The sequence below is a fragment of the Rothia sp. LK2588 genome (assembly GCF_040946465.1).
In the GTDB taxonomy this organism is placed as follows: Bacteria; Actinomycetota; Actinomycetes; order Actinomycetales; family Micrococcaceae; genus Rothia.
The window spans coordinates 80693-107385 of sequence record NZ_JAYWLS010000003.1 but is presented as its reverse complement, the minus strand read 5'-3'; the positions used below and the strand labels follow the sequence as shown (position 1 = coordinate 107385).

General features: G+C 63.6%; 24 protein-coding genes and 1 pseudogene. 9 read left to right on the top strand and 16 right to left on the bottom strand.

Annotation, left to right across the window (positions count from 1 at the left end; genetic code table 11):
* Positions 1-1083, bottom strand: a complete 1083-nt coding sequence (arsB, locus tag VVR12_RS07575; protein WP_368550587.1) for an ACR3 family arsenite efflux transporter — start codon at positions 1081-1083, stop codon at positions 1-3.
* A 104-nt stretch (positions 1084-1187) separates the two neighbouring features.
* On the opposite strand from arsB, the gene VVR12_RS07570 reads away from it, so the two are divergent.
* Entirely contained in the window at positions 1188-1544 is a 357-nt protein-coding gene (locus tag VVR12_RS07570; RefSeq protein WP_368550586.1) for an ArsR/SmtB family transcription factor, read from the top strand.
* Between the two features lie 15 nt (positions 1545-1559).
* Here VVR12_RS07570 and VVR12_RS07565 read toward each other — a convergent pair whose 3' ends face one another.
* From VVR12_RS07565 to VVR12_RS07555, 3 genes are read right to left on the bottom strand one after another with little or no spacing between them, the layout of a single operon-like run.
* Positions 1560-2954 carry a glycosyltransferase family 2 protein gene (locus VVR12_RS07565; RefSeq protein ID WP_368550585.1) on the bottom strand — a complete coding sequence of 465 codons (1395 nt, stop codon included), beginning with the start codon at positions 2952-2954 and terminating at the stop codon, positions 1560-1562.
* Positions 2951-4093 carry a hypothetical protein gene (locus tag VVR12_RS07560; RefSeq protein ID WP_368550584.1) on the bottom strand — a complete coding sequence of 381 codons (1143 nt, stop codon included), beginning with the start codon at positions 4091-4093 and terminating at the stop codon, positions 2951-2953. The genes VVR12_RS07565 and VVR12_RS07560 overlap by 4 nt, the downstream gene beginning before the upstream one ends.
* On the bottom strand, positions 4090-5022 hold the full coding sequence (locus VVR12_RS07555) for a WcbI family polysaccharide biosynthesis putative acetyltransferase (RefSeq protein ID WP_368550583.1): 933 nt from the start codon (positions 5020-5022) through the stop codon (positions 4090-4092). The genes VVR12_RS07560 and VVR12_RS07555 overlap by 4 nt, the downstream gene beginning before the upstream one ends.
* Positions 5023-5124: 102 nt before the next feature.
* Here VVR12_RS07555 and VVR12_RS07550 point away from each other — a divergent pair, with 102 nt between their 5' ends.
* The 3 genes from VVR12_RS07550 to VVR12_RS07540 are packed head-to-tail and all read left to right on the top strand — an operon-like array spanning position 5125 to position 9151.
* Complete coding sequence (locus tag VVR12_RS07550; RefSeq protein WP_368550582.1) at positions 5125-7281, top strand: glycosyltransferase; 2157 nt, start codon at positions 5125-5127, stop codon at positions 7279-7281.
* Positions 7278-8321, top strand: a complete 1044-nt coding sequence (locus tag VVR12_RS07545) for a glycosyltransferase (RefSeq protein ID WP_368550581.1) — start codon at positions 7278-7280, stop codon at positions 8319-8321. Before VVR12_RS07550 ends, VVR12_RS07545 begins: the two co-directional genes overlap by 4 nt.
* Positions 8318-9151: a glycosyltransferase gene (locus tag VVR12_RS07540; protein ID WP_368550580.1), complete on the top strand. Its 834-nt coding sequence runs from the start codon at positions 8318-8320 to the stop codon at positions 9149-9151. The genes VVR12_RS07545 and VVR12_RS07540 overlap by 4 nt, the downstream gene beginning before the upstream one ends.
* A gap of 295 nt (positions 9152-9446) precedes the next feature.
* Here VVR12_RS07540 and VVR12_RS07535 read toward each other — a convergent pair.
* The 4 genes and pseudogenes from VVR12_RS07535 to VVR12_RS07520 all read right to left on the bottom strand — a co-directional run bounded on the left by VVR12_RS07535 (position 9447) and on the right by VVR12_RS07520 (position 13857).
* Positions 9447-9812 (bottom strand): annotated as a pseudogene (locus VVR12_RS07535) (ASCH domain-containing protein).
* A 416-nt stretch (positions 9813-10228) separates the two neighbouring features.
* Positions 10229-11689 carry an amino acid permease gene (locus VVR12_RS07530; RefSeq protein WP_368550579.1) on the bottom strand — a complete coding sequence of 487 codons (1461 nt, stop codon included), beginning with the start codon at positions 11687-11689 and terminating at the stop codon, positions 10229-10231.
* Between the two features lie 147 nt (positions 11690-11836).
* On the bottom strand, positions 11837-13360 hold the full coding sequence (locus VVR12_RS07525; protein WP_368550578.1) for a YdiU family protein: 1524 nt from the start codon (positions 13358-13360) through the stop codon (positions 11837-11839).
* A 20-nt stretch (positions 13361-13380) separates the two neighbouring features.
* On the bottom strand, positions 13381-13857 hold the full coding sequence (locus VVR12_RS07520; RefSeq protein ID WP_368550577.1) for an SRPBCC family protein: 477 nt from the start codon (positions 13855-13857) through the stop codon (positions 13381-13383).
* Positions 13858-13950: 93 nt separating this feature from the next.
* Here VVR12_RS07520 and VVR12_RS07515 point away from each other — a divergent pair, with 93 nt between their 5' ends.
* Positions 13951-14271 carry a putative quinol monooxygenase gene (locus VVR12_RS07515; RefSeq protein WP_368550576.1) on the top strand — a complete coding sequence of 107 codons (321 nt, stop codon included), beginning with the start codon at positions 13951-13953 and terminating at the stop codon, positions 14269-14271.
* A gap of 62 nt (positions 14272-14333) precedes the next feature.
* Here the strand turns inward: VVR12_RS07515 and VVR12_RS07510 are convergent, their stop codons facing one another.
* Positions 14334-15434: a fatty acid desaturase gene (locus VVR12_RS07510; RefSeq protein ID WP_368550575.1), complete on the bottom strand. Its 1101-nt coding sequence runs from the start codon at positions 15432-15434 to the stop codon at positions 14334-14336.
* 45 nt (positions 15435-15479) lie between these two features.
* Complete coding sequence (locus tag VVR12_RS07505) at positions 15480-16550, bottom strand: flavin reductase family protein (RefSeq protein WP_368550574.1); 1071 nt, start codon at positions 16548-16550, stop codon at positions 15480-15482.
* 234 nt (positions 16551-16784) lie between these two features.
* Between VVR12_RS07505 and VVR12_RS07500 the strand changes: the two genes are divergently transcribed.
* Together VVR12_RS07500 and VVR12_RS07495 are read left to right on the top strand one after the other, a co-directional pair.
* Positions 16785-17624: an NrtR DNA-binding winged helix domain-containing protein gene (locus VVR12_RS07500; protein ID WP_368550573.1), complete on the top strand. Its 840-nt coding sequence runs from the start codon at positions 16785-16787 to the stop codon at positions 17622-17624.
* Positions 17625-17638: 14 nt separating this feature from the next.
* Positions 17639-18460, top strand: coding sequence for a thermonuclease family protein (locus VVR12_RS07495; RefSeq protein WP_368550572.1), 822 nt, complete (start codon positions 17639-17641; stop codon positions 18458-18460).
* A gap of 3 nt (positions 18461-18463) precedes the next feature.
* On the opposite strand, the gene VVR12_RS07490 is transcribed toward VVR12_RS07495, so the two are convergent.
* The 3 genes from VVR12_RS07490 to VVR12_RS07480 form a co-directional block, all read right to left on the bottom strand.
* Positions 18464-19573: an aminotransferase class I/II-fold pyridoxal phosphate-dependent enzyme gene (locus tag VVR12_RS07490; RefSeq protein ID WP_368550571.1), complete on the bottom strand. Its 1110-nt coding sequence runs from the start codon at positions 19571-19573 to the stop codon at positions 18464-18466.
* Between the two features lie 14 nt (positions 19574-19587).
* Complete coding sequence (locus tag VVR12_RS07485) at positions 19588-20661, bottom strand: thermonuclease family protein (protein WP_368550809.1); 1074 nt, start codon at positions 20659-20661, stop codon at positions 19588-19590.
* A gap of 296 nt (positions 20662-20957) precedes the next feature.
* Complete coding sequence (locus VVR12_RS07480) at positions 20958-21590, bottom strand: superoxide dismutase (protein ID WP_368550570.1); 633 nt, start codon at positions 21588-21590, stop codon at positions 20958-20960.
* A 197-nt stretch (positions 21591-21787) separates the two neighbouring features.
* Between VVR12_RS07480 and VVR12_RS07475 the strand changes: the two genes are divergently transcribed.
* Positions 21788-22282 carry a carboxymuconolactone decarboxylase family protein gene (locus tag VVR12_RS07475; protein ID WP_368550807.1) on the top strand — a complete coding sequence of 165 codons (495 nt, stop codon included), beginning with the start codon at positions 21788-21790 and terminating at the stop codon, positions 22280-22282.
* Complete coding sequence (locus VVR12_RS07470) at positions 22283-23356, top strand: pirin family protein (protein ID WP_368550569.1); 1074 nt, start codon at positions 22283-22285, stop codon at positions 23354-23356. It abuts the gene before it with no gap.
* Between the two features lie 550 nt (positions 23357-23906).
* Here VVR12_RS07470 and VVR12_RS07465 read toward each other — a convergent pair.
* The 3 genes from VVR12_RS07465 to VVR12_RS07455 form a co-directional block, all read right to left on the bottom strand.
* Positions 23907-24263, bottom strand: a complete 357-nt coding sequence (locus VVR12_RS07465; RefSeq protein ID WP_368550568.1) for a hypothetical protein — start codon at positions 24261-24263, stop codon at positions 23907-23909.
* 108 nt (positions 24264-24371) lie between these two features.
* Positions 24372-25121, bottom strand: coding sequence for a trypsin-like serine protease (locus VVR12_RS07460; protein WP_368550567.1), 750 nt, complete (start codon positions 25119-25121; stop codon positions 24372-24374).
* A 168-nt stretch (positions 25122-25289) separates the two neighbouring features.
* Positions 25290-26444 (bottom strand): sensor histidine kinase, encoded by a 1155-nt coding sequence (locus tag VVR12_RS07455; protein ID WP_368550566.1) that lies wholly within the window; start codon positions 26442-26444, stop codon positions 25290-25292.
* Positions 26445-26693 lie beyond the last annotated feature (249 nt).

Here is a 26693-nt window from a genome sequence, read left to right as displayed (position 1 = left end):
TTACTTGACGGTAAAGAAACGATTTTTCGCCCACAGGGCAACGTAGACGAGAGCCACCAGCACAGGAACCTCGATGAGCGGGCCGACGACACCGGCCAGAGCCTGTCCACTGGTCACACCGAAGGTACCGATCGCCACGGCGATGGCAAGTTCGAAGTTGTTGCCCGCTGCGGTGAAGGCGAGGGTGGTAGTTTTCTCATACCCCAGGCGCAGGGCGCGTCCGAGGATCATGCCCGCCGTGAAGGTGACCACGAAGTAACACAGCAACGGCAGGGCGATGCGGGCGACGTCCCAGGGTCGGTCAATGATGGTTTTACCCTGCAACGCGAAGAGCAGGACAATGGTGAACAATAGGCCGTAGAGAGCCCACGGGCCGATCTTGGGCAGGAAGGTCTCTTCGTACCAAACGCGGCCCTTGGTTTTCTCACCCCAGAGGCGCGTGAGGAACCCAGCCAACAGCGGGATACCGAGGAAGACCACCACGGAGAGCGTCACTGCCCAGAGCGAGAACTCGGCGCTGGTGGTCGGCAAACCCAGCCAGCCCGGTAGCACCTGCAGGTAGAACCAACCGAGCAGACCGAAGGCCAGCACCTGGAAGATGGAGTTGATGAACACGAGTACGGCGGCCGATTCGCGGTCACCGCAGGCGAGGTCGTTCCAAATCATGACCATGGCGATGCAACGGGCAAGGCCGACGATGATGAGACCGGTGCGGTATTCGGGCAGATCGGGCAGGAAGATCCACGCCAGGGTGAACATGAAGGCGGGGGCGATCAGCCAGTTGATGATGAGGCTGGTGATCATGAGCTTCTTGTCAGCGAGCACCTGACCGGCTTTGTCATAGCGAACCTTAGCGAGCACGGGGTACATCATGATCAGCAGGCCGATGGCGATGGGTAGCGAAACCTCGCCTATTTTCACGGCTTCCAGCGCGCGGTTCAGGTTAGGTACGAGGTTACCCAAGAGCAGGCCGAGGGCCATGGCTGCCAGGATCCATACCGGCAGAAACCTGTCAAGGGTGGAGAGCCGGCGGGTGACGGAGTCGTGATCTATCCGCTCGGCCTGGGGTGAGTTGTGTGGCATGTGTTGGCTCCGGTTAGGAGGACGCGCGTCCTCACATATTGATAATGATCGATATAAGTCTCACGGCTATATCGATCATTGTCAATATGTGCGAGAATACGTCTATGACCCTCTTGGCGCACCCGTCCCGGCCCGATGAGACCGCCACCTGCTCCGGCACGCGGCGACCGCCCGTGCCGCCTGAACAGACCCAGCGGTTGGCAGGCCAGTTCAAGGCCCTCGCCGACCCCAACCGTCTCACGCTGTTGACCCTGTTACCACAGGCCCCCGAGACGATCTGCGTTTGCGAACTCACCGCAGCCCTGAACCTTTCGCAACCCACGGTCTCCCATCACCTGAAGATCCTTACCGAGGCGGGTATGGTGCTACGCGAAAAACGCGGCACATGGGTGCACTACTCTCAGCGCCCGGGAAGCCTCGAGGGCCTCAGCAAGCAGCTGTTAAGTATCGCAATCCCATAGGCCCAGCGTGTTCACTCACCACCCGGCGAAGACTCCTTCGAGCCGGGTAGGCTCATCGCGGAGGGTCCAGGGGTGAAGAACGGTAAGGCGTTCGGACGCTGTCGATTGAGTACCCACCGTCGCCTCATCATCGTGGATCGCATGCCAACGGCGGGTTTCTACCCGCGCCAGATGAGTGCCACTTCTGTCGGTGATCAGCGCATTCCCGCCAATGCGCGCCACCCGATAAATATCCTCGAGGTCGGTCGGCGCGGCGGGTGCGAGAAGCCGCACCCAGACACGAGCCCCCAACGGTCCCGCAGTCAGATCCGGTTCCACATCAGACAGAAGACCGGTCTGCTCTGATCCCTGCGCAGAATATTCCTGCCAATCCGGCCCCGCAGGGTTAACGTGCACTCGGGGATCGTCGGCAAAGAGCTCAAGGTGCTGGGTGCCAGCCACCCCCGCGCGGTCCAGTTCCGCATCTACCACCACGTGCACCCCCGGGTGTGTTAACCAGTCAGCGATCACCGCTATTACCGCGCCGGGGGCCCAACCGCGTGCGCCCTGACCGACGTCCAGGGTGAAACCGGTGGGGACGCACACCGCGACGTCCGGGGTGTTGAAGTGCACCGACGCCGGCCGGGCCATCGGGTGGCTGATGCGGCGGGCCAGCGCGATCGACTCGACGTTCTTCTCGGCCGCGGCACGGGCGGGGTCGTCATGACGATTGCCCCAGTCGTTCTCGGGGTGGTCGGCGATCGCGGCGGGCGCGTGGGCAAAGCGGGCGCCGGCGTTCCAGGCGCGCCAGGCGAACTCCCAGTCTTCCCCGCCGTAACCGACCAGGGTCTCGTCAAAGCCGCCCACGAGTTCGAAGAACGACCGCGAGCAGGTCAACACCGCCGAGATGACGAAACGCCAGCTGGCATCGTCGGCGGCGGCAAGGTGGTCGGTCTGTTTCCAGGCGTCGACGAGCCAGTCGGGTTCGCGGCCGTCGGCGTGCAGGCGCGTACCGACCACGAGCGCGCGAAGCTCCCCCGCCATCGCGGTGACCGCCTCGCGGAGGTAGTCGGGGCGGGGCACGGTGTCCCCGTCGAGGAAGGCGAGCACCTGCCCGGTGGCGTGCTTGGCTCCCAGGTTGCGGGCCGCGGCGGCGCGAAACCCGCGGTCTTCCTGGGCGACCACGCGCACGGGAAACCCGGGATCTTCCGGCAGGCGCGGCGCGAGTTCCGGCGAGGAGCCGTCGTCGGCGACCACCAGCTCGATCTCCCCGGGATAAGTCTGCGCGGCGAGCGCCTCGACGATCCGGGTTAGCCCCTGTGGATTTTCGAAGTACGGCACCACCACGGAGACGATGGGCCAGCCCTGCTCACTATGACCCACCACTCCGGAGGCGCCGGGCACCGCGGCAGGCCCTTTCTGCGTGCTCATGCGCGGCCCCCACCGGAATCCGCGCCGGTCCAGGCACGTGCATAGGCGGCGGCGACGTCCGCCCAGGTCCAGGAGTGGGCGGGGGCAACCCGGCGTACGAAGTCCGCCGGCAGGGCGGCGATCGCCTCGGCCCAGCGGTCGTCTTTCACCGGCACGATGTGTTCGCCCCAGGTCTCGGCGAGTTCGCGGGCGTAGGGTGAGTCGGCCACGAGCACGCGGCGGCCCAGGCTGATCCACTTCATGAGCGAACCCGAGGCCGAGAAGTGCCGGTGCGCACAGACGGGGACGTCGGCGGCCAGCATCTGCGCCTCCAGCTCGTTCTCGGCCAGGTAGCCGGTCAGCTCAAACTCAACGCCGGCCTCCCGGGCGGCAGTTTCGAGCTGGTCGCGCAACCAGTCGTGCCCCTCGGAGAGGCCGCCCAGGGCGCGCACGGTGGCGCCGGTTCCGGCCAGCGCCTCGATGAGTTCGCGGTGGCCCTTGCCGGGGTAGACGAATCCCATGACGGCCACCACGGGGCCGCCGGCGCCATCCCCGCTGCCTACCTCGGCATCGGACACCGCCCCCACCACCTCGGGCAGCGGCAACGGGATCACGATCGGGTGCGCCTCGGCGCAGCGTTCGGTGAAAAAGGCCGCTTCGTGGCGTGAGTTGACCGCCAGCACGTCAGCCCGGTCGCCCAATCGGGCGTAGGCCGTCGCGCGTTCTTCGAATCGTTCCCGACCTTCCTGGGTCTGCGGGATGTCGTGGAAGGAGACACTGAGCCGACGCCCCCGCGCCAGGCGGACCACCCGATCCACGGCATCCTGCGGGGTGGGGCCGAAGAGGTGATCGGTGAAGCACACATGCAGGGTGGCCACGGAGGCGGGGTTCGCTCCCTGATCCATGCTCGTGCCGGCGTTCAGCGCCTCGGCCACGATCTGCTCGTCGAGCTCTTCCCAGCTCGCCGCGCGCACCACACGCGGGCCAGAGTTCAGGCCCGGTGCGGGGTTCTTGTCCTCTTCGGAACCCCGGCAACCGGCGTCATGAGCCAGGGCCTCGAGGGCCGCCTGTGAGCGCAGGGCGTACTCGACCACGCCGTGTTCCTCGGGGCCGACCACCAGGTGCACTACCGCAGCTAGTGTCGTGGTACCGCCGCTCATACCGCGTACCCCAGGTATCCCAGAAGTTCGCGGTGGCGGGTCAGCCCGGCCTGCACCACGTCGGGGTTCTCTTCGTAGAAGCGCAACTGTTCGGCGCGAATCTTCAGTTCGTCGAGGGGTTCTCCCTCGAGCGTCCAGGTGGGGCGGTGAATGTCCACGCCGAACTCGGCGGCGGCGTCCGGATCGATAGGGGCCTGCAGGTGGCCCAGCAGCTCAAACTCGGCCCCGATGCGCTCCAACGCCTCCGCGGAGACCTCAGGGTCGATAGCGCGTAGCACTCGCCGCGCCAGCTCGATGAGGGTCTCGTTGCTGGGGTGGTTGAGAATGTGCCAGACGGGAATCTCGTTGAGCGTGTCTGAGATCGTCACGCAGTCGTGAGCGCGTTCGCGGCTGGCCAGCTGTTCGATGGTCTGGGCCAGACAGGCGCGGTAATCGGGTTCACCGGTGCGTTCCAACCCCGCGTGCTCGGCCAGATATTTCAGGTTGTGGTAGGGCACCACAGGCGGGTTGAGCGAGGGGTTCTTCGGCGAGCGGATGATCGCGATCGCGGGGTTGAGCGCATTGAAACGCAACACCGGGTAGGTGATCACTCGGCCGCCCTCGGGAAGCAGGCGCTCCAGCTGGTCAGTGCCGCAGGGCAGACCGCGGTAGTCGTCGCGAACGGGCTGGCTGATGAGGACGTCCGTCTCGGCGAGCGCGGCCTCGACGAAGGGCAGGTCTGCCTCCTCCCACTCGTGGATCGGGGGCACACGGTAGCTGGTCACCGCGCCCGAACTCGCCAGCAGGATGCGCAGGGATTCACCCTGGCAGTTGCCCACCACCGCAACGCGCGGGCCGCTGGTTCGCGGCGGCTCTTTGAGGCGGTAGAACTCGCCATAGTGATAATCGCGGTCGGTGGGTGCTTCTCGCACGGGGTTGGTGGGGGTCATGGCGCCTTCCAGGGGTCTCCGCTGATATATATTCAGCATACTGACTCTTGGGGCGGGAACACGTATGATGCGAGTACGCCCCGCCCAGCCGAGAGGATTCGCGTGCCCATTCTGTCTATACCCTCCCAGCATCCCTACGTTCTTTCGGTTTACCCGCGCGCCGGTGAGGACGACGTGGCGGTGTTGCCCGACCCCGTGCTCGACCCGAACGAACCGCAACGCTGGTGGCCGCACCCGGCGTACGAGGCGAGCTGGTGGACCGAGGAGACTCCCGATACCCCCTGGGAGGTCAAGGAGTCGATCGAAGCGGTGCACGTGCACTTCGGCTTCGAGCACCTGACGGTGGAGCAGACGCGGGAGTTTGTGGCGGCGCTGCGGGGTCGCCGGGTGCCGCTGGTGTTGACCGTGCACGACATCGACAATCCGCACCTACCCGATCAGACCGACTACCACCGTCAGCTGCAGATTTTGCTGGACGACGCCGCCCGCGTGCTCACCCTGACCTCCTCGGCGAAGGACCGGCTGGTGGCCGAGTTCGGCATGGACCCCGCCGGGGTGCAGATGGTGCCGCACCCGCGCATCGTCACCCCGAGCGAGCGTGAGCGGGCCCTGGAGACCGCCCGCCGCGTCCGCGCCGTCGAGAGCGAAAGGGGCGAGGCGCGTCCGGCGGAGATCGCCACCTTCTTGAAGTCGGTTCGGGCCAACGTGGTGGGTGAGGCGCGCTTTTATCGGGACGCCGCGGCCTCCTGCGCGGCAACGGGCAAGCGGTTGAGCGTGTTCCTCCACGACGACCAACGCGGCACCGAGCTACACCTGGAACTGGAGACCGATGAGAACATCGACCTGCGCCTGCACGCGGAGTTCGACGACGAGCGGCTCTTCGCCGCGGTGGCCTCGTGCGAGGCGATCATCCTGCCGTATCAGGGCGGCACCCACTCCGGCTGGTTAGAGATGTGCCGCGACCTCAACGTCCCGGTGGCCGTGCCCGATTGTGGATGTTACGCCGGTCAGGCGGACGACCCGCAGGCGGTGTTGGAATACCGCACGGGTGACGGTAAACAAGCCGCTGACCAGGCCTTATTGCTGCTGAAGAATACGCCCGCACCCTACCGCGGCCACCGCGAGGCACAACTGAACGAGGTGGTGCAGGCGCACCGGCGCATCATGGACGAGCTGGCCGGCCCCAAGCTCAACATCGCCTTCGTGGCCCCCTCTCGTTTCCCCATCCGCCAGCCCTACGCCGGCGGATTAGAGGCCTTCTGCGGCGCGACCGTGACCGCCCTGCGTCGCTTCGGGCACCGCGTGGACCTCTACGCGGTCACCGGCTCCCCCGGCCAACACCCCGAGGTGCAGTTCCCCGGGGTGGACTGGGCAGGCTACGAACACGAACGCACCGACCACACCTATCCGCCGGGTGAGCGAGAGAAAGAAGACCGCGCTTTCGTGCGCCTGCGCGAACACCTGCTCGAGCGGGTGCGCGCCGGCGAGATCGACGCGATTCACAACAACAGCCTGCACCCCGAACTCTTCGGGGCAGGTTTCGGCGACCGACTCGTCACCACCTTGCATACCCCCGCCTTCGAAGAGATGCAGACCGGTATCGATGAGTCCGCCGACCCGGGGATGTTCGTCGCGGTCAGCACACAGACCGCCGAGACCTGGCGACTGCCCTCCCCGGCGCACATCGTGCCCAACAGTGTTGACGAGCGCATCTGGCGACCCTACGACACCGAGCGCGAACCGCGCGGGGCCGTGTGGTTCGGGCGCATCATCCCCGAGAAGGGCCCACACCTGGCCATCGACGCCGCCCGCGCCGCTGGGCTTCCGCTGACAATGGTGGGCCGCGTGGTTGAAAAGAATTACTTCGAGCATGAGATCGCCCCGCGCCTGGGTGACGGCGTGGATCTGCTCCCCGAGCGTCCTCAGGGGGAGTTGGCGCGGATCGTCTCCGGCGCGGCCGTGTGCTTCGTGACCCCGCAGTGGGACGAACCCTTCGGCCTGGTCGTCGCCGAGGCGATGGGTTGCGGGACGCCGGCGGTGGCCTTGGGCCGCGGGGGCGTGCCCGAGGTGCTGGCCGACTACCCGCAGCTGGTCGTGGACCCCGCTACGGGGGCTGAGGGGCTGGCGCGCGCCGTCCCGCAGGCGCTGGCGCTGAACCGCGCTGAGGTTTCCCGTTGGGCGCACGAGAATTTCGGCGGCCCGCGCCTGGCGCGGCGCTACACCGAGCTCTTCGTCGAATCCCTGGGAGGTGCGCGATGACTCTGCGCGTCGGAATGTACGCCCATCATCAGGGGTTGGGCCACCTGCAACGCTGCCGCGCGATCGCTACGGCGCTGGCGGGTTCGGGCGAACCGGTCGAGGTGACCATCCTGTCGTCACGCCCCGAGGCGGACGTCGTGCTCCCCCTCGACGTTGAGGAGGGCCGCGACGACTACCCCGAATATTCCGCCGGCGGCACGCTTCACTGGGCACCGCTGAACGTCCCCGGCCTGCGCGATCGCATGGCCGCCATCGCGGGGTGGGTCGCCGAGAACCGCCCCGATGTTTTCTTCGTGGACGTCTCGGTCGAGGTCTGCTTGCTCGTGCGCCTGCTCGGGGTTCCGGTGGTCACCGTGGCCATGCCCGGTCGCCGCACGGACGCCCCGCACCAGCTCGCGTACGCCCAGGCCAGCGCCCTCATCGCCGGGTGGCCCGGGGAGGTTCCCGTTCCGGAAGACCTGGTCGCACACGCGGATCGTTTGCATACCGTGGGCGGCATATCCCGCTTTGACACCCCCGAGTACCGGGCGAGTGCCACCGTTGAGGTGCCGGAATTTTCAGGTGACGGGGCGCGCCACGCCGTAGTGTTACAGGGCCAGGGCGGCACAGCGTGGACCGAAGACTTCTGGGCCTCGGTCGAGCAAGCCTGCCCCGGGTGGCGGTTCACCGTTCTGGGTGGATCGCACCGAGTGGAGAACCCGCTCCCCTACCTGGCGCAGGCCGACCTGGTGATCAGCGCAGCCGGGCAGAACTCGGTGGCCGACATCGCGCTGGCAAACACCCCAGCGATCTTCATACCCCAAGATCGCGCCTTCGACGAGCAACAGGCCACCGGCACGGCGCTGGAAAGCCTCAGCCTGGCGACGGTTCTGCAGGAACCCCCGGCCCCCGAGGCGTGGCCCTCCCTGTTGGATCGCGCGCTGAGCGCCGGCGCCGACTGGACCCGCTGGCAACTGCCGGGTGCGGCAGATCGGGCGGCGGGCGTCCTACGAGATACGGCCCGACAGTATTCCCGTGCCGGCATAGGAGGCCAAGCATGACGACCCTGGTAACCCTCGCCGATCACCGGCGCGCACAACGCGTGGCCAACCAGCACCAGGTTTTAGAACGGATTACGCCCCGCGTGCGTCACGGCGTGGTGGGGCTACGCGAGCAGGAGTTTAGCGTGCCCGGTGTGGAGCTGATCGCACACGTGAACTCCCCCAAACCGCACCTGGCCCGCGCGCGCAACCTCGCCGGGGACTGGGCGGCGCAGGCGGGCGACGACGAAGTCATCATCTTCTTAGACGCCGACTGCCTGCCCGCACCCGGGCTGGTGGAGCGCTACGAGGCGGCGCTGGCAGAGCACCCGGACGCGGTGGTCTCGGGGCCGGTCACCTACCTGGCGGAGAGCGATTCCGGTGACGAGCGGGTGGCGTCTTTCGTGGCCGACCCGGGTTTGTTGGTCGGGTTAGCGGATCCGCACGAGGCGCGTCCTCGCCTGGCAGAAGATGCCGAGCGGGTGGCGACGGACGAGGAGTACAGCGTGTTCTGGTCGCTGACCTTCGCGCTGACCGGGGCAACCTGGCGACGACTGCGCAGCGAGTGGGGCGGTTTCGACGAAGACTTCTCGGGCTACGGCGGCGAAGACACCGACTTCGGCTGGCAGCTGCGTGAGCACGAAGTGCCGCTGTGGTGGGTCGGCGGGGCGCACGCGTTTCACGTGTGGCACCCGGTTAGCTCCCCGCCGTGGGAGAACCTGCCCGACATCGTGGTCAACGCCAACGTGTTCCACGACAAGTGGGGGTTATGGCCCATGGAAGACTGGTTGCGCGCCTTCGAAAAGGCGGGCGCGGTCGAACTCCACGCAGGACGCTGGCGGCAGGTCTAGCGCGGCGGGTGCGGTGGGTGCCTTCCTCGCGCCTCCTCGGTTTCTGACCGCGAGACTCCCGGGCGGCGTCCTCGCACCCCGCGACCTTGCCCACCCCCGGGTTTGCGACCACCGAAGTACCCTCACGACCGTACTTTTCTGGTCGCGAAGGTACGTTAGCGGTCGCAACCGGCACCTTAAACGGCGAAAGATCGCCACTCTAGCCCACTTTGAACAGGTTTGCTCTCATAAAACTTCTTATAAAAGGTGCGCTTCGGCCAACAGTGGGATGCAAGATCTAAACAGTCTTCACGTTTCAACCCACTACTCGGAAGTTCACATAGACTACCCGGGTCTCGCCGCTCACCGGTTGATAGGCATCTCCCAGGCACTCGCGGAACTCGGCTGATTCCCAGAATTTGAGGTGGACCCGTTGCCAATCAGCGACGTCAGTAAACCCTTCGCCCTCTGCCAGAGCTTGTTCGTGAGTGATGGAGTCGAAGGTCGTTACCTCTACGCGCGTATTTTCTATAGCTCATACTGGCTTGCCTTCTGAATCAAGGACGGCCTCACGGTCGCCCACAGCTGGCAAAGGTTCATTGTTCGCTTCATATTCGTAAACCAGCGACGAGGTGCCGGTTTTCTCGCCGCTAAGGATCGCAGCAACCAACCTGTCTCGCATCGGACCCGGGGCTCCGAAATGCCCTTCGGGAAGTTGCCCAAGATTCATGTTGGTCCTTTCTTTGCTCCGTAAGACACGCTAAAGCCCCCGAATCTTACTTATCTTTTCGCTGGTCGTGGGTCTCGGGTTTATGACCGCTGAAGTCCCCTAGCGACCGCCGAGGTTCACGGTCGGAACCGATTGCGACCGCGGAAACCCGCCGCCCCTCTTTCCCACCTTTCGTGGATTTGCACCCTTAAAAAGCGTTTTTAAGGGTGCAAATCCACGAAAAGTTGAGTAACAGCCGGAGCCACGCCCTTCCACAACGCGAAAGGCCGCCCCATCGTCGAGAGGCCGCTTGTCACGCGGCCTTTCGACAATGAGGCGGCCTTTCGAGGGAGGAACCCGAGCCAGACGGCCTTTCGGCGAGTAACCCCTTAGCTCTCCTCGAAGTTCCGGCGGATCTCCTCGGGGCTCTGCACCGGGATCGCACCGGTCATCGGCAGGTTCTCGCGCACGAGCTTCTTCTTGGTGATGTTCCAGCAGATCGTCAGCACCACGAACCACAGCGGCACCAGCACCAGGGCGATGCGGGTGCTCTCACCCATCGCCAGCGCCACCACGATGAAAGCGAAGAAGGCCAGCACCATCCAGGGGGTGAACTTGGGCAGGGGCAAGCGGAACTGCGAAACGGCATGCTTCTCGGGGTGACGCTTGTGGTAGCGGATGTAGCTGACCACGATGCTGCCCCAGGTGAACAGGATGCAGGTCGCGCACATCGAGGAGATCACGGTGAACGCGGAGATCAAGGTGTCGCCGGCGAGCAACAGGGGCACAGCGGCGAAGGTGAACACCGAGGTAAAGAACACCGCGTTGCGGGGCACGGAGCGCTTGCTACGGTAGGTCAGCTTGTGCGGGGCGTGGTTGTCCAGGCCGAGTGAGTAGACCATGCGGCTTGCGGAATACACCCCGGAGTTAGCGCTGGACGCCGCCGACAGCAACACCACGAGGTTCACCACGAACGCGGCGCCGGTGAAGCCTGCCATGCCGAACATGGAGGTGAAGGGGCTCTGCTCGGGGCTGATTTCGGTCCAGGGGGTGACCATCATGATCACGGCCAGTGCGCCCACGTAGAACACGAGGATACGCAGGATGATCGAGTTGATCGCCTTGGGCAGGTTGCGGTGCGGGTTCTCGGTTTCGGCGGCGGTGGTACCGACGAGCTCAATGCCGATGAAGGCGAAGATACCCATCTGGAAACCGAGGATGAAGCCGCTGAGCCCGGTGGGGAAGAATCCACCGTGCTCCCACAGGTTCGAGAAGTGGGCGTGGGTGCCGTTGGGGTTCTGATAACCGGTGATGATGAGGTAGAGGCCGACCACGATGAGGGCCAGGATCGCGACGATCTTGACGATCGCGAACCAGAATTCGGTCTCACCGAAGGCTTTAACCGGCTGCAGGTTGAGGATCAGCAGGATCACGGCGGTCAAGAAGGAGGGCAACCAGATGGGGACGTCGGGGCTGAAGTACTGCACGTAGGCGGTGATAGCCACGAGGTCAGCCACACAGGCGATGACCCAGGAGAACCAATAGTTCCACGAGACGAAGAACCCGGCCCAGGGGCCAATATTGTCTTTGGCGATGTCGCCGAAGGTCTTGTAGTTGAGGTTCGAGAGCAAGAGCTCACCGAGGGCGCGCATCACGAAGAACAGCATGAAGCCGATGATCATGTACACGAAGAGCACAGAAGGCCCCACGAGGTTGATGAGCTTGCCGGAACCGAAGAAGAGTCCGGTTCCGATCGCGCCACCGATGGCGATGAGTTGCAGGTGGCGGTTAGATAGGCCTCTCTCCAGGTTGTCTTCTGAGAGGTGTTGTTGTTCTGTCACGCGTTCCATGAGGTGCCTTGCAGTGATGTGTTTATAGGATTCCGAACGTGTCTCCTGATCAAGGGGGCACAGTTCAATGCCATAAGTCTACTTGTTTTCCACAGTCGAATTAGGACGTGACTCACCCTAATGTCGACTCACAAACCAAGCGTTTTCCTACGTCCCGCAGAAGGTGACGAACCCGGTCGAGGAGGCGGGGGCGTCCTCGAGGTCGGCGAAGCGGGGGTCGCGGGTGAAGGGTGTGCGCACCGCGTCGATGATGCGCAACACCTCGGTGGAGTCACCGGCGGCGGCCTGGTTCAGGGCCTCCTCTAAGCGCCAGTTGCGCGGAATGTAGACGGGGTTGGCGGCCTCCATAAGTTCGCAGGCGGCCTGTTCGGACGTTCCCGTCAGCTCTCGCACACGGGTCAGGCGAGCTGCCCACTCAGCCAGCGAAACCTCGCCCGACTCGGGCACCTGGGAATCGCCGGGCAGGCGTAGGTGGGCGGGGTCTTCCGTCTCGGTGAGGGCGCGGAAGAAACCGGTGAAGTCGATAGATGCCGCCTCGAGCATATCTAGGGTGGCCTCGATCAGCCCGGCGACGTCGTCCTCGGTGGCGGCGGGGGCGCCCTCGCTCAGGTGCACGCCCAGCTTGGCGGCGAACACGCGGAGGTAGGCCCGTCGATAAGATTCCTCGAACTCGGCCAACACGTCGGTGGCCTCGTGGACCGCACGGTTAGGATCCTCGTGAATCAGGTCCAGCAACGACTCGGCGAAGCGGGCCAGGTTCCACTGCGTGATGCCCGGTTGATTGCGGTAGGCGTAGCGGCCCTGGCGGTCGATCGAACTGAACACCGCCGAGCGGGAGAACTCGTCGATAAAGGCACACGGGCCGAAGTCGATGGCCTGCCCCGAGATGCTCACGTTGTCGGTGTTGAGCACACCGTGCACGAAGCCCAGCCCCATCCACGCGGCCACCAGCTGCGCCTGACGCTCGGCCACGGCCCGCAACAGGGTCTTCGCCTGAGGTTCAGCCTCTTCACCGTCAGTCAGCAGGTGCGGGTAATGCCGTTGCAGGTTATACCGCACCAAACGCTCGCGATCCTCGACTGACAAGTTCATATGCGCGTAGTGGAATGTTCCCACGCGCAGGTGGCTAGCCGCCACCCGCGCCAGAATCCCGGCAGGCTCTGGACGCGGGCCGCGGCGATAAATCTGCTCACCGGTTTCGATCACCGCCAACGCGCGGGAGGTCGGCACCCCCAGCCCGTGCAGCGCCTCACCGATCGCGGCCTCCCGCCACACCGCGGCCAGCGGCGCCTTGCCGTCTGAACCCGGCCGCGAAAAACCGGTCAGGCCGCTCCCTTTCAGGTGTAGGTCGACCCGAGTATCCCCCGCCAGCTCACCGGTCAGGTGGGCGCGTCCGTCACCGGGCACTGGCGAGAAGTTGCCGAACTGAAAGCCCGAATACGCCAGCGCCACCGGGTGCGGGGCATCCTCGCCCGAGCCCGTGAGCCAGGCCAGCCCCTCGGCGGTCGCCAGCCAGGCGGCGTCCAACCCCAGCTCGGCGGCCAGCGGCTCGTTGACCCACGCCACGCGAGAGGCCGCGGGGATCACCGGACGCGCCTCGGCCGCCAATGCGGGAAAAGCCTCGGCGTAGGTGCGCTCGAGGCGGGGTGCAGAAACCTGGGGTTCAGTCATGGCGTCCTTAGAACGAGAGGTCAGTCGAAGATGCGGTGCAGGTTCGCCAGCGTCAGGGCGATGTTCTTGCGGTTGGCCGCGAAGCTACCCAGCACAGCGTAGAGGGGTGCGGGCGAGAGACCAAAAACGCCCGCTTCCGAGGCGTCGAAGGTCTCGCGTACGGTCACGGTGCCGTCGTGGTGGTCGTCGATCTCCCAACCCCAAGTGTGGCCGGCGGGGTGGCGCCAGGTCACCGCGCGGTTGGTCTCGGCGCGGGTCACCGTCATCGGCAGGGTGTAGGGAATCCCCAGCACCATGTTTTGCCAGAACTTGTCTCCCACCGAGACCAGGCCGTCCTGACCCGTTCGGAGGGAGCGGACGGTGCCGCCGCCGTCCAGTTCAGCATGGTTAGCCGGGTTCGCCACCAGCGCGTACACCTGCTCGGGCGTGGCACGCAGGGTGGTTTCGGCGCTGATGGTGCGCGGTTCAGATTCAAGAAAGGTCACAAGGTTACTCATACCGCCAGTCTAAGACCGGCTATCAGCGAAGTCGATTGACCCTGCCGAACCGGTCTGCCGAGAATAGATACAGAACAAAGCAAAGGAGAAAACATGATTTTCATTGTGGTGAAGTTCCCCGTTACCCCCGGCCGCGTCGGTGAGTTCCTTAAGGCCACCCAAGAGTTCACCGAGCACACCCGCGCAGAACCGGGCAACCTCTGGTTCGAGTGGTCGCGTTCGGAGTCTAACCTCAACGAGGTCGTTCTCGTGGAGGCCTTCAAGGACGACGCCGCCGAGGCTCACGTGAACTCCGATCACTTCAAGAAGGGCCTGGAGACCATGCGCCCCTTCTTGACCGCGACCCCCAAGATCCTCTCTCGTCAGATCGAGGGCGAGGGTTGGGACGAAATGGGCGAGCTCCAGATCGACTAGCGCTTTCGCGTACGGGGTGCGGCGGGCGTCCGCACCCCGTGTTGGTTAAAACCAGCGCGTGCTTAGGGCAGCGCGAGGCGGAAGACCTTACGCCATGCCTTGAACACCTGCGCCGGCAGTGGCCCCGAGGTGTAGGAGATGCCGTATTCCTGGCAGATCTTGCGTACCTTCGGGGCCACTTCTGCAAGCCGGTTCGAGGGCATGTCAGGGAAGAGGTGGTGCTCGATCTGTAGCGAGAGATTGCCCGAGAGAAAGTGCATGAGCTTGGAGCCGTCGATGTTCGCCGAGCCCATCACCTGCCGCACGTACCACCCGCCGCGGGTCTCGTTTTCAATATCGGCCTCCGAAAACACCTCCACACCGTCGGGAAAGTGCCCGCAGAAGATCACCGAGTGCGCCCATAGGTTGCGCAGGACGTTGGCCGCCACGAATCCCTTCACCGCCGACTTCCCCGAGCCGGTCAGTGCCGCGAGCGCCGGCGTGAGCGCGAAGTCTTTGGCCGATTGCCGGGCCAGTTTCACGAGGGTGCGCTTGATGTCGCGCAGGGTGTCTTCTTTGGATTTGGTGCCGTCGAAGTAGCGGTTGAGTTCGATGTCGTAGAGGGCGATACCCCATTCGAATCCGGGGGCCAGCACCATGTTGATGAGCGGGTTGAGCAGGTTCTTGGGCCGCCAGGGCTGGGTTTCATCCATGCGCAGCACGTTGTATCCCACGTCGTAGTCTTTGCCGACCACGTTGGTCCACACGTGGTGGGCGTCGTTGTGGGTGCGCTTCCAGCCGGAGGAGGGGGTGACGAAGTCCCATTCCCAGGTGGTGGAGTGGATCTCTTTGTCGTTCATCCAGTCCCATTGGCCGTGGAGCACGTTGTGCCCGATCTCCATGTTTTCGAGGATCTTGCTGAGGGTCAGCGCGCCGACACCGGCCCACCAGAAGCGCTTGCGGCGCGAGAAGAGCAGGCTGGTGCGTCCGGCCATTTCCAGGCTTCGTTGCAAGCGCACCACGCGGCGGATATAGCGGGCGTCGCGTTCTCCGCGCTGATCGAAGATGTCGGCGCGGATGGCGTCAAATTTCTGCTCTACCTCGGCCAGTTGCGTCTCGGTGAGCCCGTAGGCGCTGGTGTCGCGGTTCGCTGTGGCGGGGGCGTCTGTCGCATTTGTTGTCATGGATTGGTCCTTGGTCTGCGTATTGTTGGGGATTCAGGGTAGAACTTAGGGTTGCTCGATGGTCGCCTGCGGTGCGGGCCGCGAGATGCAGCTCTGGATCATGCCGGGTTCGCGGGTGACTTCGCCGGTGCGCATGTTCTGTACCGCGCCGTCGGTCATCATGATCGAGCAGCTGCGGCATACGCCTACTCGGCAGCCGTGGGGTAGCTGCTGACCGGCGTCCTCGCAGGCGGTGAGGATGCTCTGACCTGCGGCGACGTTCACCTCGGCGGGTTCTTGCCCGGGTGCGGTACGGAGGGTGACGGTTCCCGGCCCGCCGGTGTCTTCGAGCAGGGGACCGGTGTCGAAGCGTTCAACGACCACTCCCCCGCCCAGCTGCTGAGCGGCGGTTTCGACGTCGCGCACAAACTCGTCGGGGCCGCACACGTAGGTGGTCCGTTCGGCGGCGTCGGGGCAGGCGCGGGTGAGGTCGGTGGCGCAGGCGAGGGGTAGGCGCCCGGCGTGCTCGGTGAAGTGGAAGGTGGGTTTCAGCCCGGGGAATTGGTCGGCCAGTTCGAGGATTTCTTCGTAGAAGATGGCGGACGCGCGGTCGCGGGCGGAGTGGATGAGCACCACATCGTGGTCGGGGCGGCGAGGCATGAGGGTGCGCAGCATCGACATTACGGGCGTGATCCCCGAGCCTGCGGTGAGAAAGAGTAGCGCGGTGGGGCTGGCGTCGAGCAGAAACTGCCCGGCGGGTTTTTCGAGGTAGAGCACGTCGCCAGGTTCGGTGTGGTGCACGAGCGCATTAGAGACCACCCCGCGTGCGGTGACGGTGACGCTGGGGTTGTGGTCTTCGCCGGCGCTCAGCGAGTACGGGCGCCACAGGCGGCGTCCGTTCACGGACACCCCGATGCGCGCCCACTGCCCGGCCTTGTGCGCGACCCACCCTTCGCCGGCGTTGAAGGTGATGGTGGCGCTGTCTGCGGTCTCCCGGTGGACGCCGGTGACCAGCCCGCGCGTGTAGTGGCTGCTGGCGAGCGGGTTGAACACCTGGATGAATTCGCGAGGATCCTGCGGATGGGTAAGCATCCCGAGGCCACCGAGGGCAATCCGGGAGATCAGGTTTTTGGCCACGTCTCTACCCTTCCTGTGATGCGAGCGGTTGAAGAATCGTGGATTTTGAACAAAACCACGGCCTTTTTGAAACATTAGCGCAAATATTTCAAAAATTAGATTTTATGGGCGCGGCAGGCAGTTATGTTCAACCCAACCCCGCAACGCGTGGGCGGCGGCGCATCCCCGTGGTTCTTCACTACAATGGACGGTGTAAGAACCACCTGACACGGCATCTTCCGGGAGTAGAACTTTATGACTGTACCTGCGCACGGCTCCGACCACCTGGCATCCGAACGATCCGAGCACGAGCACTCGGGCGCCGGCGCAGTGACTCTGGCGGTCTCCACGGTGATCCTGGCGCTGCGCAAGAAAGAGGGCGCCGACCGCCACTCCCTGTGGCTACCGCTGGTGCGCCGCCTGCGCGAACCGTACAAGGGCCAGTGGGCGCTACCCGGTGGCCCGCTCCCCTCGAATCTCTCGCTCGAGCAGGCCGCGGCGTCCACCCTGAAGCGTGCCACCGCGCTCGAGCCGCGCTACCTCGAACAGCTCTACGCGTTCGGTGAGGTGCAGCGCACCCCCGAGGCGCGCCTGCGCCGGGCCGGTGGCGAACTGCCCGTGCCGCCCGAAAACATCGAATGCAACGACGCCGCCCGCACCGTCTCGGTGGTGTACTGGGCCTCCATCCCGGCCACCGAGGTCAGCCGCACCCGCGTGCACGAGAACATCCGTTGGTTCCCCGCCGACGACCTCCCCGTGCTCGCCTTCGACCACAACGAGATCATCGAGTACGCCCTCTACCGCCTGCAGCGCAAGGTGGAGCATTCCCGCATCGCCCACTCCTTCCTCGGTGAGGAGTTCACCCTCGCGCAGCTGCGTGAGGTCTACGAGGCGATCCTAGGCCGCGAGCTCGACCCGGCGAACTTCCGCCGCCAGATTTCCGCGTCGAAATCCATCATCGACACCGGAAAGCGTGTTGAGGGAACACGCCACCGTCCCCCGCGCCTGTACCGCTACGACCACTCGCTGGCCTTCGCGGACCAGGGCCCGCTCGGTATGTACCGGGCGGCCAAACACGAGGCGCAACATAACTAACTTCAGAGGTACGCATGAAAATTCACTCCGCCCTAACCGTCGCCTGCTTGGCGGCCCTCGCCCTGACGGGTTGCACCGACTCGAAGGAAGCGGCGGCGCCCGCACCGACGTCCTCCCCCGCGAAGAAGACCTACCAAGACGGCCAGAAGGCCACCGTGAAGTCGGTGGAATCGGCCAACACCGTGACCGTTGACATTGACGGCTCCACCGAGCAGGTGCGCCTGCTCAACGTGGTCGCGCCCAGCAAGAACAACAATGTGCCCTCGGGCTCCTGCCTGATTCAGGAGTCCACCGACTACCTGAAGAAGAAGCTTCCGGCCGGTTCGGAGGTCACGTTGAAGTTCGACAAGGCGCAGGTCGGCACCTCCGGTTACCTGGACGCCGCGATGTACTCGGGCGACCAGTTCATCAACAAGCAGGTGGCTCGCGACGGCATGGCCGCGACCACCTACACCACGCAGAACGACACGTTCTACCCCGAGATTTCGCAGGCACAGCAGGACGCCGCGAAGGACGCCGTGGGCCTGTACTCGAAGGACGTCGACTGCACGATCCCCCACATGATCGCCCAGGCGCAAGAGAAAGCGAAGTCGGCCAAGGACATCAAGGACGAACAGCAGCGCAAGATCGCCTATCAAGAAGCCTCGACCGTGTACAACGACCTGAACGATGAGGTCTCGGCCCCGGCCCAGTGGGTGGGTTCGATCGTGACCCTGGAACCGGTGCGTCAGCAGCTGGAAGAGTTGAAGACCGACCTGGGTAAGAACTACTACAACAAGGAGGGCGTCTCGGAGGCCGATCAGGCGACGGCCAGCCCGACCGGGCGTCCTCAGTAACCCCTAAAGGGAGGCGTTGATCAGCCGCAGCCCCTCACGCAGGGTCTCCTCGGAGCAGGTGTAACCCAGCCGGTAGTGTCCCTCCACCCCGAAGGCCGAGCCCGGGGTGAGTAGCACGCCGTGGGTTTCCAGCAGGCGCTTGGCGAAGGTGCGGGAGTCTACGGACGTTTCCAGGCGCAGCAGTGCGGCGGACCCGGCGTCCGGCGCGATCCAGCTGGCGCGCGGTTCCTCGGCGAGCCACTCCTCGACAATGCGGCGGTTGCGGTTGATGATCCCGCGGGAGCGTTCGAGCAGAACCTCTCGATGCTCCAGCGCGATGCTGGCCAGCAGGTCGTCGAGCACGCCCACCGAGATAATCGAGTAGTCGCGCTGGTCGCCGAAGTCTGCCTGTAGCCCGTCGGGCACGACCACCCAACCCACGCGCAGGCCGGGCAGAGAGAAAGCCTTGGAGACCCCTCCGGTAGCGATGCCCTTCTCGTAGAGGTCGGCGATGGACTCGGTGGGAGTCACGCCCTCGGCCTCTACGCCGCGGTAAACCTCGTCGACGAGCACGTAGGCGTCTTTCGCGCGGGCGATCTCAACGATTTCGCGCAGCATCTCGGTGGGGATCAGGGTGCCGGTGGGGTTGTTGGGGTTGGTCAGGCAGATCAGCTGGGTGTTGTCGCGGACGGCGGCGCGCAACTGCTCGAGGTCGGGTAGGTAACGGTTCTCGGCGGCCAGCGGTAGCACCGTGGTCTCGGCGCCGATGGATTCGGCGATGGCGGCGTGCTGGTCGTAGGAGGGCGCGAAGGTCACCACGTGGTCGTCGGCCCCGGTGAGCACGAGGTGGGCCAGGTGGTTGGCGCCGATGGTGCCGTGTGCCAGCAGGACGCGCTCGGCGGCCACCGTGCGGTAGGTGGCGGCAATGGCCGCACGCAGACGCGGGGATCCGGGAATGTGACCGTAGCTCAGCCGGGCGTCGAGAAGTTCGTCGACCTGGGCCTGGCCCGCCCCAATCAGTTCCAATAGTTCGCGGGTGCTCAGGGCCGAGATGGAGGTCTCGGCGAGGTTGAGCCGGGCGCGGTCTTCGAATTCGTTGAGCCAGAGCTCAACTCCAAACGGGGTGATTTTCACGGGGACTCCTTGTGTTAGTTACAGGGGATAGGCGTCCAAGACTTTCCACCTGGAGCATACGATCGGCAACCAGTGTACTTGGGTTCAGGAGCAGGGGCTGGGGCGGGTGCCTGCTGTTGTCGCTGGAGCGTCGGTGCCGGATTAGGCTCAACGGGTGCAGGAGCAGGGGCCGGAGGAGCCTGCGGAACAGGAGGCGGTTGCGGTGCTCGCTGTTGCGGCTGCTGTTCCGGCACCTGAGGTTGACGCGGGGCCTCCGGGATAACCGGTGCCGCCGGTGCTTGTTGAATAGGCTGATTGTCGTCGCGGTTCTCCGTCTGAGCCGGGGGCGCAACTGGTGCGGCGGGAACATCCACAACAGAATCATTATTTTGTTCTGTAGCGTTCTGCGCGGCCTTTTGTTCCTCACGCTTTTCTTTGAGGGTCTCCCTCAACCCAGACACTGCTTCCTTAACTGCAGCGACCTTCAGCAATCCCGAAAGGTGAGGGTAGTTCTTCGTCAGCTCATCGAGGTCGCTGAGGAATTGAGAGGCTTCTTCTACCGACTGACCCAACTCGGAAGTCGGTGCCTGGTCCAGAGCTTGGTTTAATTGCTGAGCCTGAGCAGGGATCGAGCACTCGGCGGTCGGATCAAAGAGACCCTTCCCAACCTGTTCAGCTTCATTCTGCGCTTCGAGAACTTCCGGATAAAACTTCTTATTCGGTTCGATCAGCACTGCGGCACCCAGGCCTTCGCGAGCGATGTCTGCGTTAACGAGGGTGCCGTCCTTGTAAACCCCCGCAAGCTCACGGCCATAGTTGTCGTGGGTCTCGATATCGTGTTCGAGGGTCACGGGTGTTCCCTCGGGTAACAGGTCTTCTAGATACTTCGTGGCTTCGGGCCCCATGCACTCAATAATTTTGTTGGGGTGTTTAGTCTCTGGCGTATCCACGTTAAGCAACCGTACCCGTGTATTTTCGGTTTCACCTGGTTTCTTTACGTCTACAGTATCGCCGTCAATTACGCGCACCACTTTCACCGTATTCTCTTCTGGAGAACCAGAAGGTGTTGAACTGTTTGAGGAGGTGGAGTTCTGAGAGCAACCAGTCATCAACAAGGTAGATAAGACGACAAGTGTCACAGTAGGGCGGGCATGCATGAGGGGAGTCCTAATCAAAGAGTGTGGAGAATAACAAAATTTATATTAGCTGGATATTGACCTTCTTTTAGCTGAATAAACTTTGTACGAATTGACCCACTACACATCGGTTGTTTTATGTCGTCAATTCCCTACCGCCCATCCCTCATACACAAAAGCACCGCGCCTCCACAGGAGACGCGGCGCTTTTCACTATCAGGCAGGCGCCCCGGGATAACCCGGGGCTCCGCCCGTGATCGTTACGAGGCTTATGCCTCGGGGATGATCAGGCCCTTGGTCTGCGAGGTGGCGCGGGTGAAGCGCTCCTGAACATCGGCCCAGTTGACGATGTTCCAGAATGCCTTCACGTAGTCGCCCTTCACGTTCTGGTAGTCCAGGTAGAAGGCGTGCTCCCACATGTCCAGCTGCAGAACGGGGATCAGGCCAACGGAGATGTTGCCCTGCTGATCGTAGAGCTGCTCGATGACGAGGCGCTTGCCGACGGTGTCCCAGGCGAGGATTGCCCAGCCGGAACCCTGGATGGTGGTTGCCACGTTGGTGAAGTGGTCGCGGAAGCCGTCGAAGGAGCCGAAGAACTCGTCGATAGCTGCAGCCAGCTCGCCGGTCGGCTTGTCGCCGCCCTCGGGCGAGAGGTTCTGCCAGAAGATCGAGTGGTTGGTGTGACCACCGAGATTGAACGCCAGATCCTTGGAGAGCTTGCCGATGTTGGCGAAGTCGCCCTTGGCGCGAGCCTCTTCCATCTTCTCGAGAGCGGTGTTAGCGCCGGCAACGTAGGTTGCGTGGTGCTTGTCGTGGTGCAGCTCCATGATGCGAGCCGAGATGTGGGGCTCCAGTGCTGCGTAGTCGTAGGGGAGGTCGGGAAGAACGTACTGCTCTGCCATGAGTAGTCACCTTTCTATGACGTGAACAACTTTCAATCATCAGTCTACGCATGAAGCCAGCTCGATGCACCCTCTGCCCCGGGAATTGTCAGCGGGCTTGCAGGTGTATGTCATTTTCGTTCATCTATCTGACAATTGGGAATTGTAAACCGGCCTACAACGTTAACGGTCTAACACTTCCCGAGAGGTTCATTTGAATCCATGACAGCAGACGCGATCCCCTCAAGTTTTATCTCGATAAGTCCAACGACGAAGCCTGGCGGGCGGTCGGGGCCCTCTCGTCCGCGGCCGAGGCGCAGGCGGCGTCCTCCGGCCTCGACCAAGAGCTCGTCGAACTGGTCTGCCTGCGCGTATCCCAGATCAACGGGTGCGCCTTTTGCCTCAACGACCACACCCGTCGGGCCGTGCGCGCCGGCGTGAGCCCGCAACGCCTCGGCCTGCTCCCCGCGTGGCAGGACGCCGGTGTCTACACCGAGCAGGAGAAGGCGGCTCTGCGCCTGGCGGAGGCCGTGACCACCCTGCCCGACGCCGAAGATCGAGACTTCGCACAGATGATCTCCCACGGTCAGCTGACCGACGAGCAGTTCGCCGCCGTGCACTGGCTTGCCATCGTGATGAACGTAACCAACCGAGTCTCGATCATGTCGCATCACCCCGTCCGCCCAAACCCCGCACCGCGTCAGGAGAAATAGATGAGCACCGCAGAGAATAAGTCGTTCTCGCCGCAGCTACCCAGCGGCGTTACCGTGCACGAGACCGATAACGGCCAGGTAGAGATTCTCTCACCCCGCGCAGTGCCCCTCGGTGGGCCGCGCGCGATGCCCGTGTACCGCGCCCTGCCGCAGAAGGGTCGCTCGTTGATCGGCGCCTGGTGTTTCTGCGATGCCTACGGCCCCGACGACGTTTCGGCCACCGGCGGCATGACCGTGGCACGGCACCCCCACACGGGTCTGGCCACCGTCTCATGGATGTTCCAGGGCAAGATCGACCACGTGGATTCGGCGGGTAACTGGGCCACAGTGCGCCCGGGGTGGGTGAACCTCATGAACGCCGGCACCGGCATCACCCACCAGGAGTATTCCACCGCAGACACCACCGTGCTCGAGGGCTTGCAGCTCTGGTACGCCCTACCCGACGAGCACAGGTTCAGCGAGCCCAACCTGACCAGCTACCACCCCGAAACCGTGCACGGTGAGGGTTTCACGGCCAAGGTGTTTCTCGGTTCGCTGCTGGGTAGCACCTCGCCGGTGCTGACCTTCATTCCGCTGACCGGCGCCGAGCTGCGCCTGGACCCTCACAAGAACGTGACGATCGACGTACCCGCCGACCACGAACACGGAGTGGTACAGGCCCGCGGACGCGTGTGGCTAGACGGTGTGGAAATCCCCGAGCACGCGATCGGCGTGGCCCCGACCGGGCGCACCCAGTTCACAATCGACTCTGGCGATGAGCCGGTCACGCTGGTGATCCTGGGTGGAGAGCCGCTGGGTGAGCAGATCATGATGTGGTGGAACTTCGTAGGCCGCACCAACGAAGAGATTCAGACCTGGCGGGCCCGCTACATGCAAGAGATGGGCTTCGACCCCGCCGACGAGGCCTCCCCCGCCGCCACGGGCCGCGTGAGCGAGGCTGTGGACGAGGACGCTCTCGGTCGGTCGTACGAGGACGGTCAGGAATATCCCCAGTTCGGTGAGTTCCCACCCGGTCAACCCGAACCGCTGCCTGCACCGCAACTGCCCAATGTGCGTTTGAAGCTCCGTGGCTAGGGTTTTGTGCATTAAGTGCACAAGGTTATCCACAGGCAGTGGATAAGTCTGTGGGTATTTCGAACATGTCTACGGGTTGTTAAGGTTTTTCTTCCCCGCACGTCGCCGAGACGGAGGTCTTCGAGCTTCGAACACCCGAAAACCGTTCGAAAATAACACCTGTGTAAGTTTTCCACCGTGTGGATAAACCCTGTGGAATAACCGCCCGAGCCCCCGAAAAACTGCGAGTTTTCGGGGGCTTGGGCGGTTTTTTGTGCACAGTTGCGCACATGTGCTGAAGGTTTTACACACTTTAAGTGGATATTGTTCACAGAGTTATCCACAGGTGTGGAAACTCGGGCTGTGGGTGAGACTATTTCTTCGGATCAAGTTACCTTAACGGCGGACTACAAAGAATCGACGAGCCGGTATCCCAGGCATGCACACGGGGCAACGAGGCACCCGTCACCGACACCCACCGCGGCCACAGCGCTGTAATCACACCTGTGTAAGTTTTCCACGGTGTGGATAAGCGCTGTGGATAAACAGATGAGACAGTAAAAACGACGGTCTACTCCACCGGGAAAAGCGGCACCAGTGGGCGATCGGTGTAGGAAACGTGGAGCATCGTCGAGGTGACCACCGGCGGGATCTCCCCCGAGGAGACAAAGCTCAGGCGTGCCACCGAACCGGGAAGAATCTCGGGTACCTCCCCCTGTGGAAAGAAAGAAACCACCCCGCCGGTCGCGCCGGTGAAATCCACCTGCTCCACGCGGATCATCTCCCCACCCGCGGTGGTGTCTACCTGCAAGGCCAGGCCGCGGCCGGCGTCCTGAACCTGCGCGCGCACGGTCAGCTGCGGGCTTTCTCCGCTCCACTCACGCACGCCTTCGTAACGCGGTTGGGAAAGGTCTCGGCTGAAGGTCATCTCAAGCTCCTCGTGTTCTGGGCCAACGCCCCCAAGATACGCCTCGGCCCACCTGCGGGAAACAGGTGGGCCGAGGCTCTGCTACATCACTGTCAGGTTTGTGAGTTCTTAGACTCCGGTGGTCTGGCGGATCCAGTCGCGGCTTTCGGTCAAGTTCGCGTAGTTGCTGGATGCCTGTGCGTTGCCGCCGGGATCGACGTCGTCACCGGTGGAGCAGACGCCCACGATCTCGCCGTTGATAACCAGCGGGCCGCCGGAGTCACCGTGGTTAGCGGCACCGTCAACACCCTTGACGTGCACGGCCGAGCCACCGTAGGCGTCGGTGGACTCACCGAGGACGCTCACGTGAGCGGTGTAGAGCCAGTCGGCGCGAACCTGCCAAGCACGCAGGCCGTAACCGAAGATGTCACCCTGGTCGCCGCGCTGGGGCTGGTAGGAGTCGGCCAGGTTGGCGTAGTTGTTCAGTGCTTTCTTCTGGGAAAGGTGCACGAGGGCAACGTCGCCACCGTTGGGGGAAGCGAGAACGCGGTCAGCGGCGACCGGGTTCTGGCGGTTCACGGTGTCGTTGTCATAGTAGACGGTCATCGAGTCGATGCCGTCGATGCAGTGGCGGGCGGTGAGAACCCACTCGTCATTCAGCGCTTCGCCGGTGCAACCGAAGGCGTCGCGGCCGGAGGTTCCCTCGAGCTGAACAATGTAGGAGCTATTGGTGGCGTGGCCCTCGATGATGTAGGGGCTGGGTGCGGCTTCCTGAACCGGGGCGGCCTGAGCGGCGGTGCCGGCACCAACGGTTGCCAGGGCGCTCAGCGCCAGCCCTGCGCACGCGCCGAATGCGCGGGTGTGTGTGCGGATGGACATTTTTTCTCCTTCACGGGGAACGTGGGGAATGGTTCGATATGTCTCTGACAAGCCATAATGCTTGACCCGCACCACCCTACCCGGTTTTTTCAGACATGACCAGGCGAAAATGTCGGTTTTTGTTAGGGCAGGGAAAGATTGCTTAAATATGACGCAGAACACATCAAATTACGCCTCGAACGGCAGCGTGAGATGCACTTCCCACGCGCCTCCTCGCAGGCGAGAGTCCAGAGAACCACCCAGCAACTCACACCGTTCGCGCAACCCGGCCAGTCCATAACCCATCCCCAGTTGTCCCGACAAGCGGGCGTCCTTGTTGATCGCGTTACGACAAGAAATTCTCAACCGCGTGGCATCCGCCTGCACCGCAAGTTCCACGGGCCGCGACCGGTCACCGTGTTTGATCGCGTTAATCCCCAATTCCTCGAGGGCACGCTGGGCGGTCGGCTTGAGCTCATCGGGGATCGTTCCCAGCTCGCCCTCCGTCGTCAGCTGCACCACGTATCCGGCCATCTCAAGGTCGGAACGCACGCGAGAGGCAACCGCCGGCAGGTCCACCGTAGACCCCAACAACACCGGTGCTTTGCTGGGATTGCTGCTGGTCCGCAACACCTTCACCAAGCGTCGCAGGTTGTTCAGGGAATTGCGTGACTGCTCACCGATCAGGTCGAAGGTGTTATCCCGCAACTGCTGATCCGTAGAGGTACGTGCCATCGAAGAGTGCAGGGCGATGATGGTCAGCTCCCGGGCCACCACGTCGTGCAGCTCCCGGGCGAGCTCCTTGCGCCCCTCGTCCAGACGGCGTTCCCCCTCGTCGATGCGCGCCTGGAAGTCGCTGCGTTGCACGCTGTGGCGCTCTACCAGAAGCCGCAGAGCCAGCGGGACGAGGTAGGTGGCTCCCAGCCCGAAGATCAGGGAGTAGGCGATGTCCACGGGGGAAGCAGTCCACACCCGGGGCACAAAGAAGGCCAGCAGGAGCAACAGGTTGACGATATTCTGCCGCCAGGAGGAGCTATAGACCACTGCGCCGCCATAGAAGAGGACAATGTCCAGGGCGGTCAAAAGATCGTCGAAGTAAGGGAGAGATCCGAGTGCGAGTACAATCCAGAAACACCACACCGCCAACCACAGCTTGGCGGCGAGGAGCACCGCAGAGACAATAGCGGCCATGCAAATGCATACGGTCAGAACGCGCAGTTCACCCTGCATGTTGGTGAGTGCCGAGACCACCACGGGAATGATGATGGCCAACGCAAAAACGCGCACCAGCACGTGCGGTGCGCGAAATCGCGTGTGGACGAAGCTCTCCCAGATGTGTGCCATGGGAGCTACTTTACGGGGGTCAGCAGAAAGTCTTGAAAATTTTGCACCTGAAGGTACCGATATCCAGTGGTTTACTAATTTCAATGGCCTGAGCGGGTGCTGTGGATCCAACCATGAGGCAAGCGGCTACACAAAGGGTAGTGAGTTTCTTTTTCATATGTGTGTCTCCTTTCACCATCGACTCTACTGAGCGAAGATCCACGCGGGTACCAACTTAAGTACTTCTCCATGTGTCTCTTAAGCACTCCG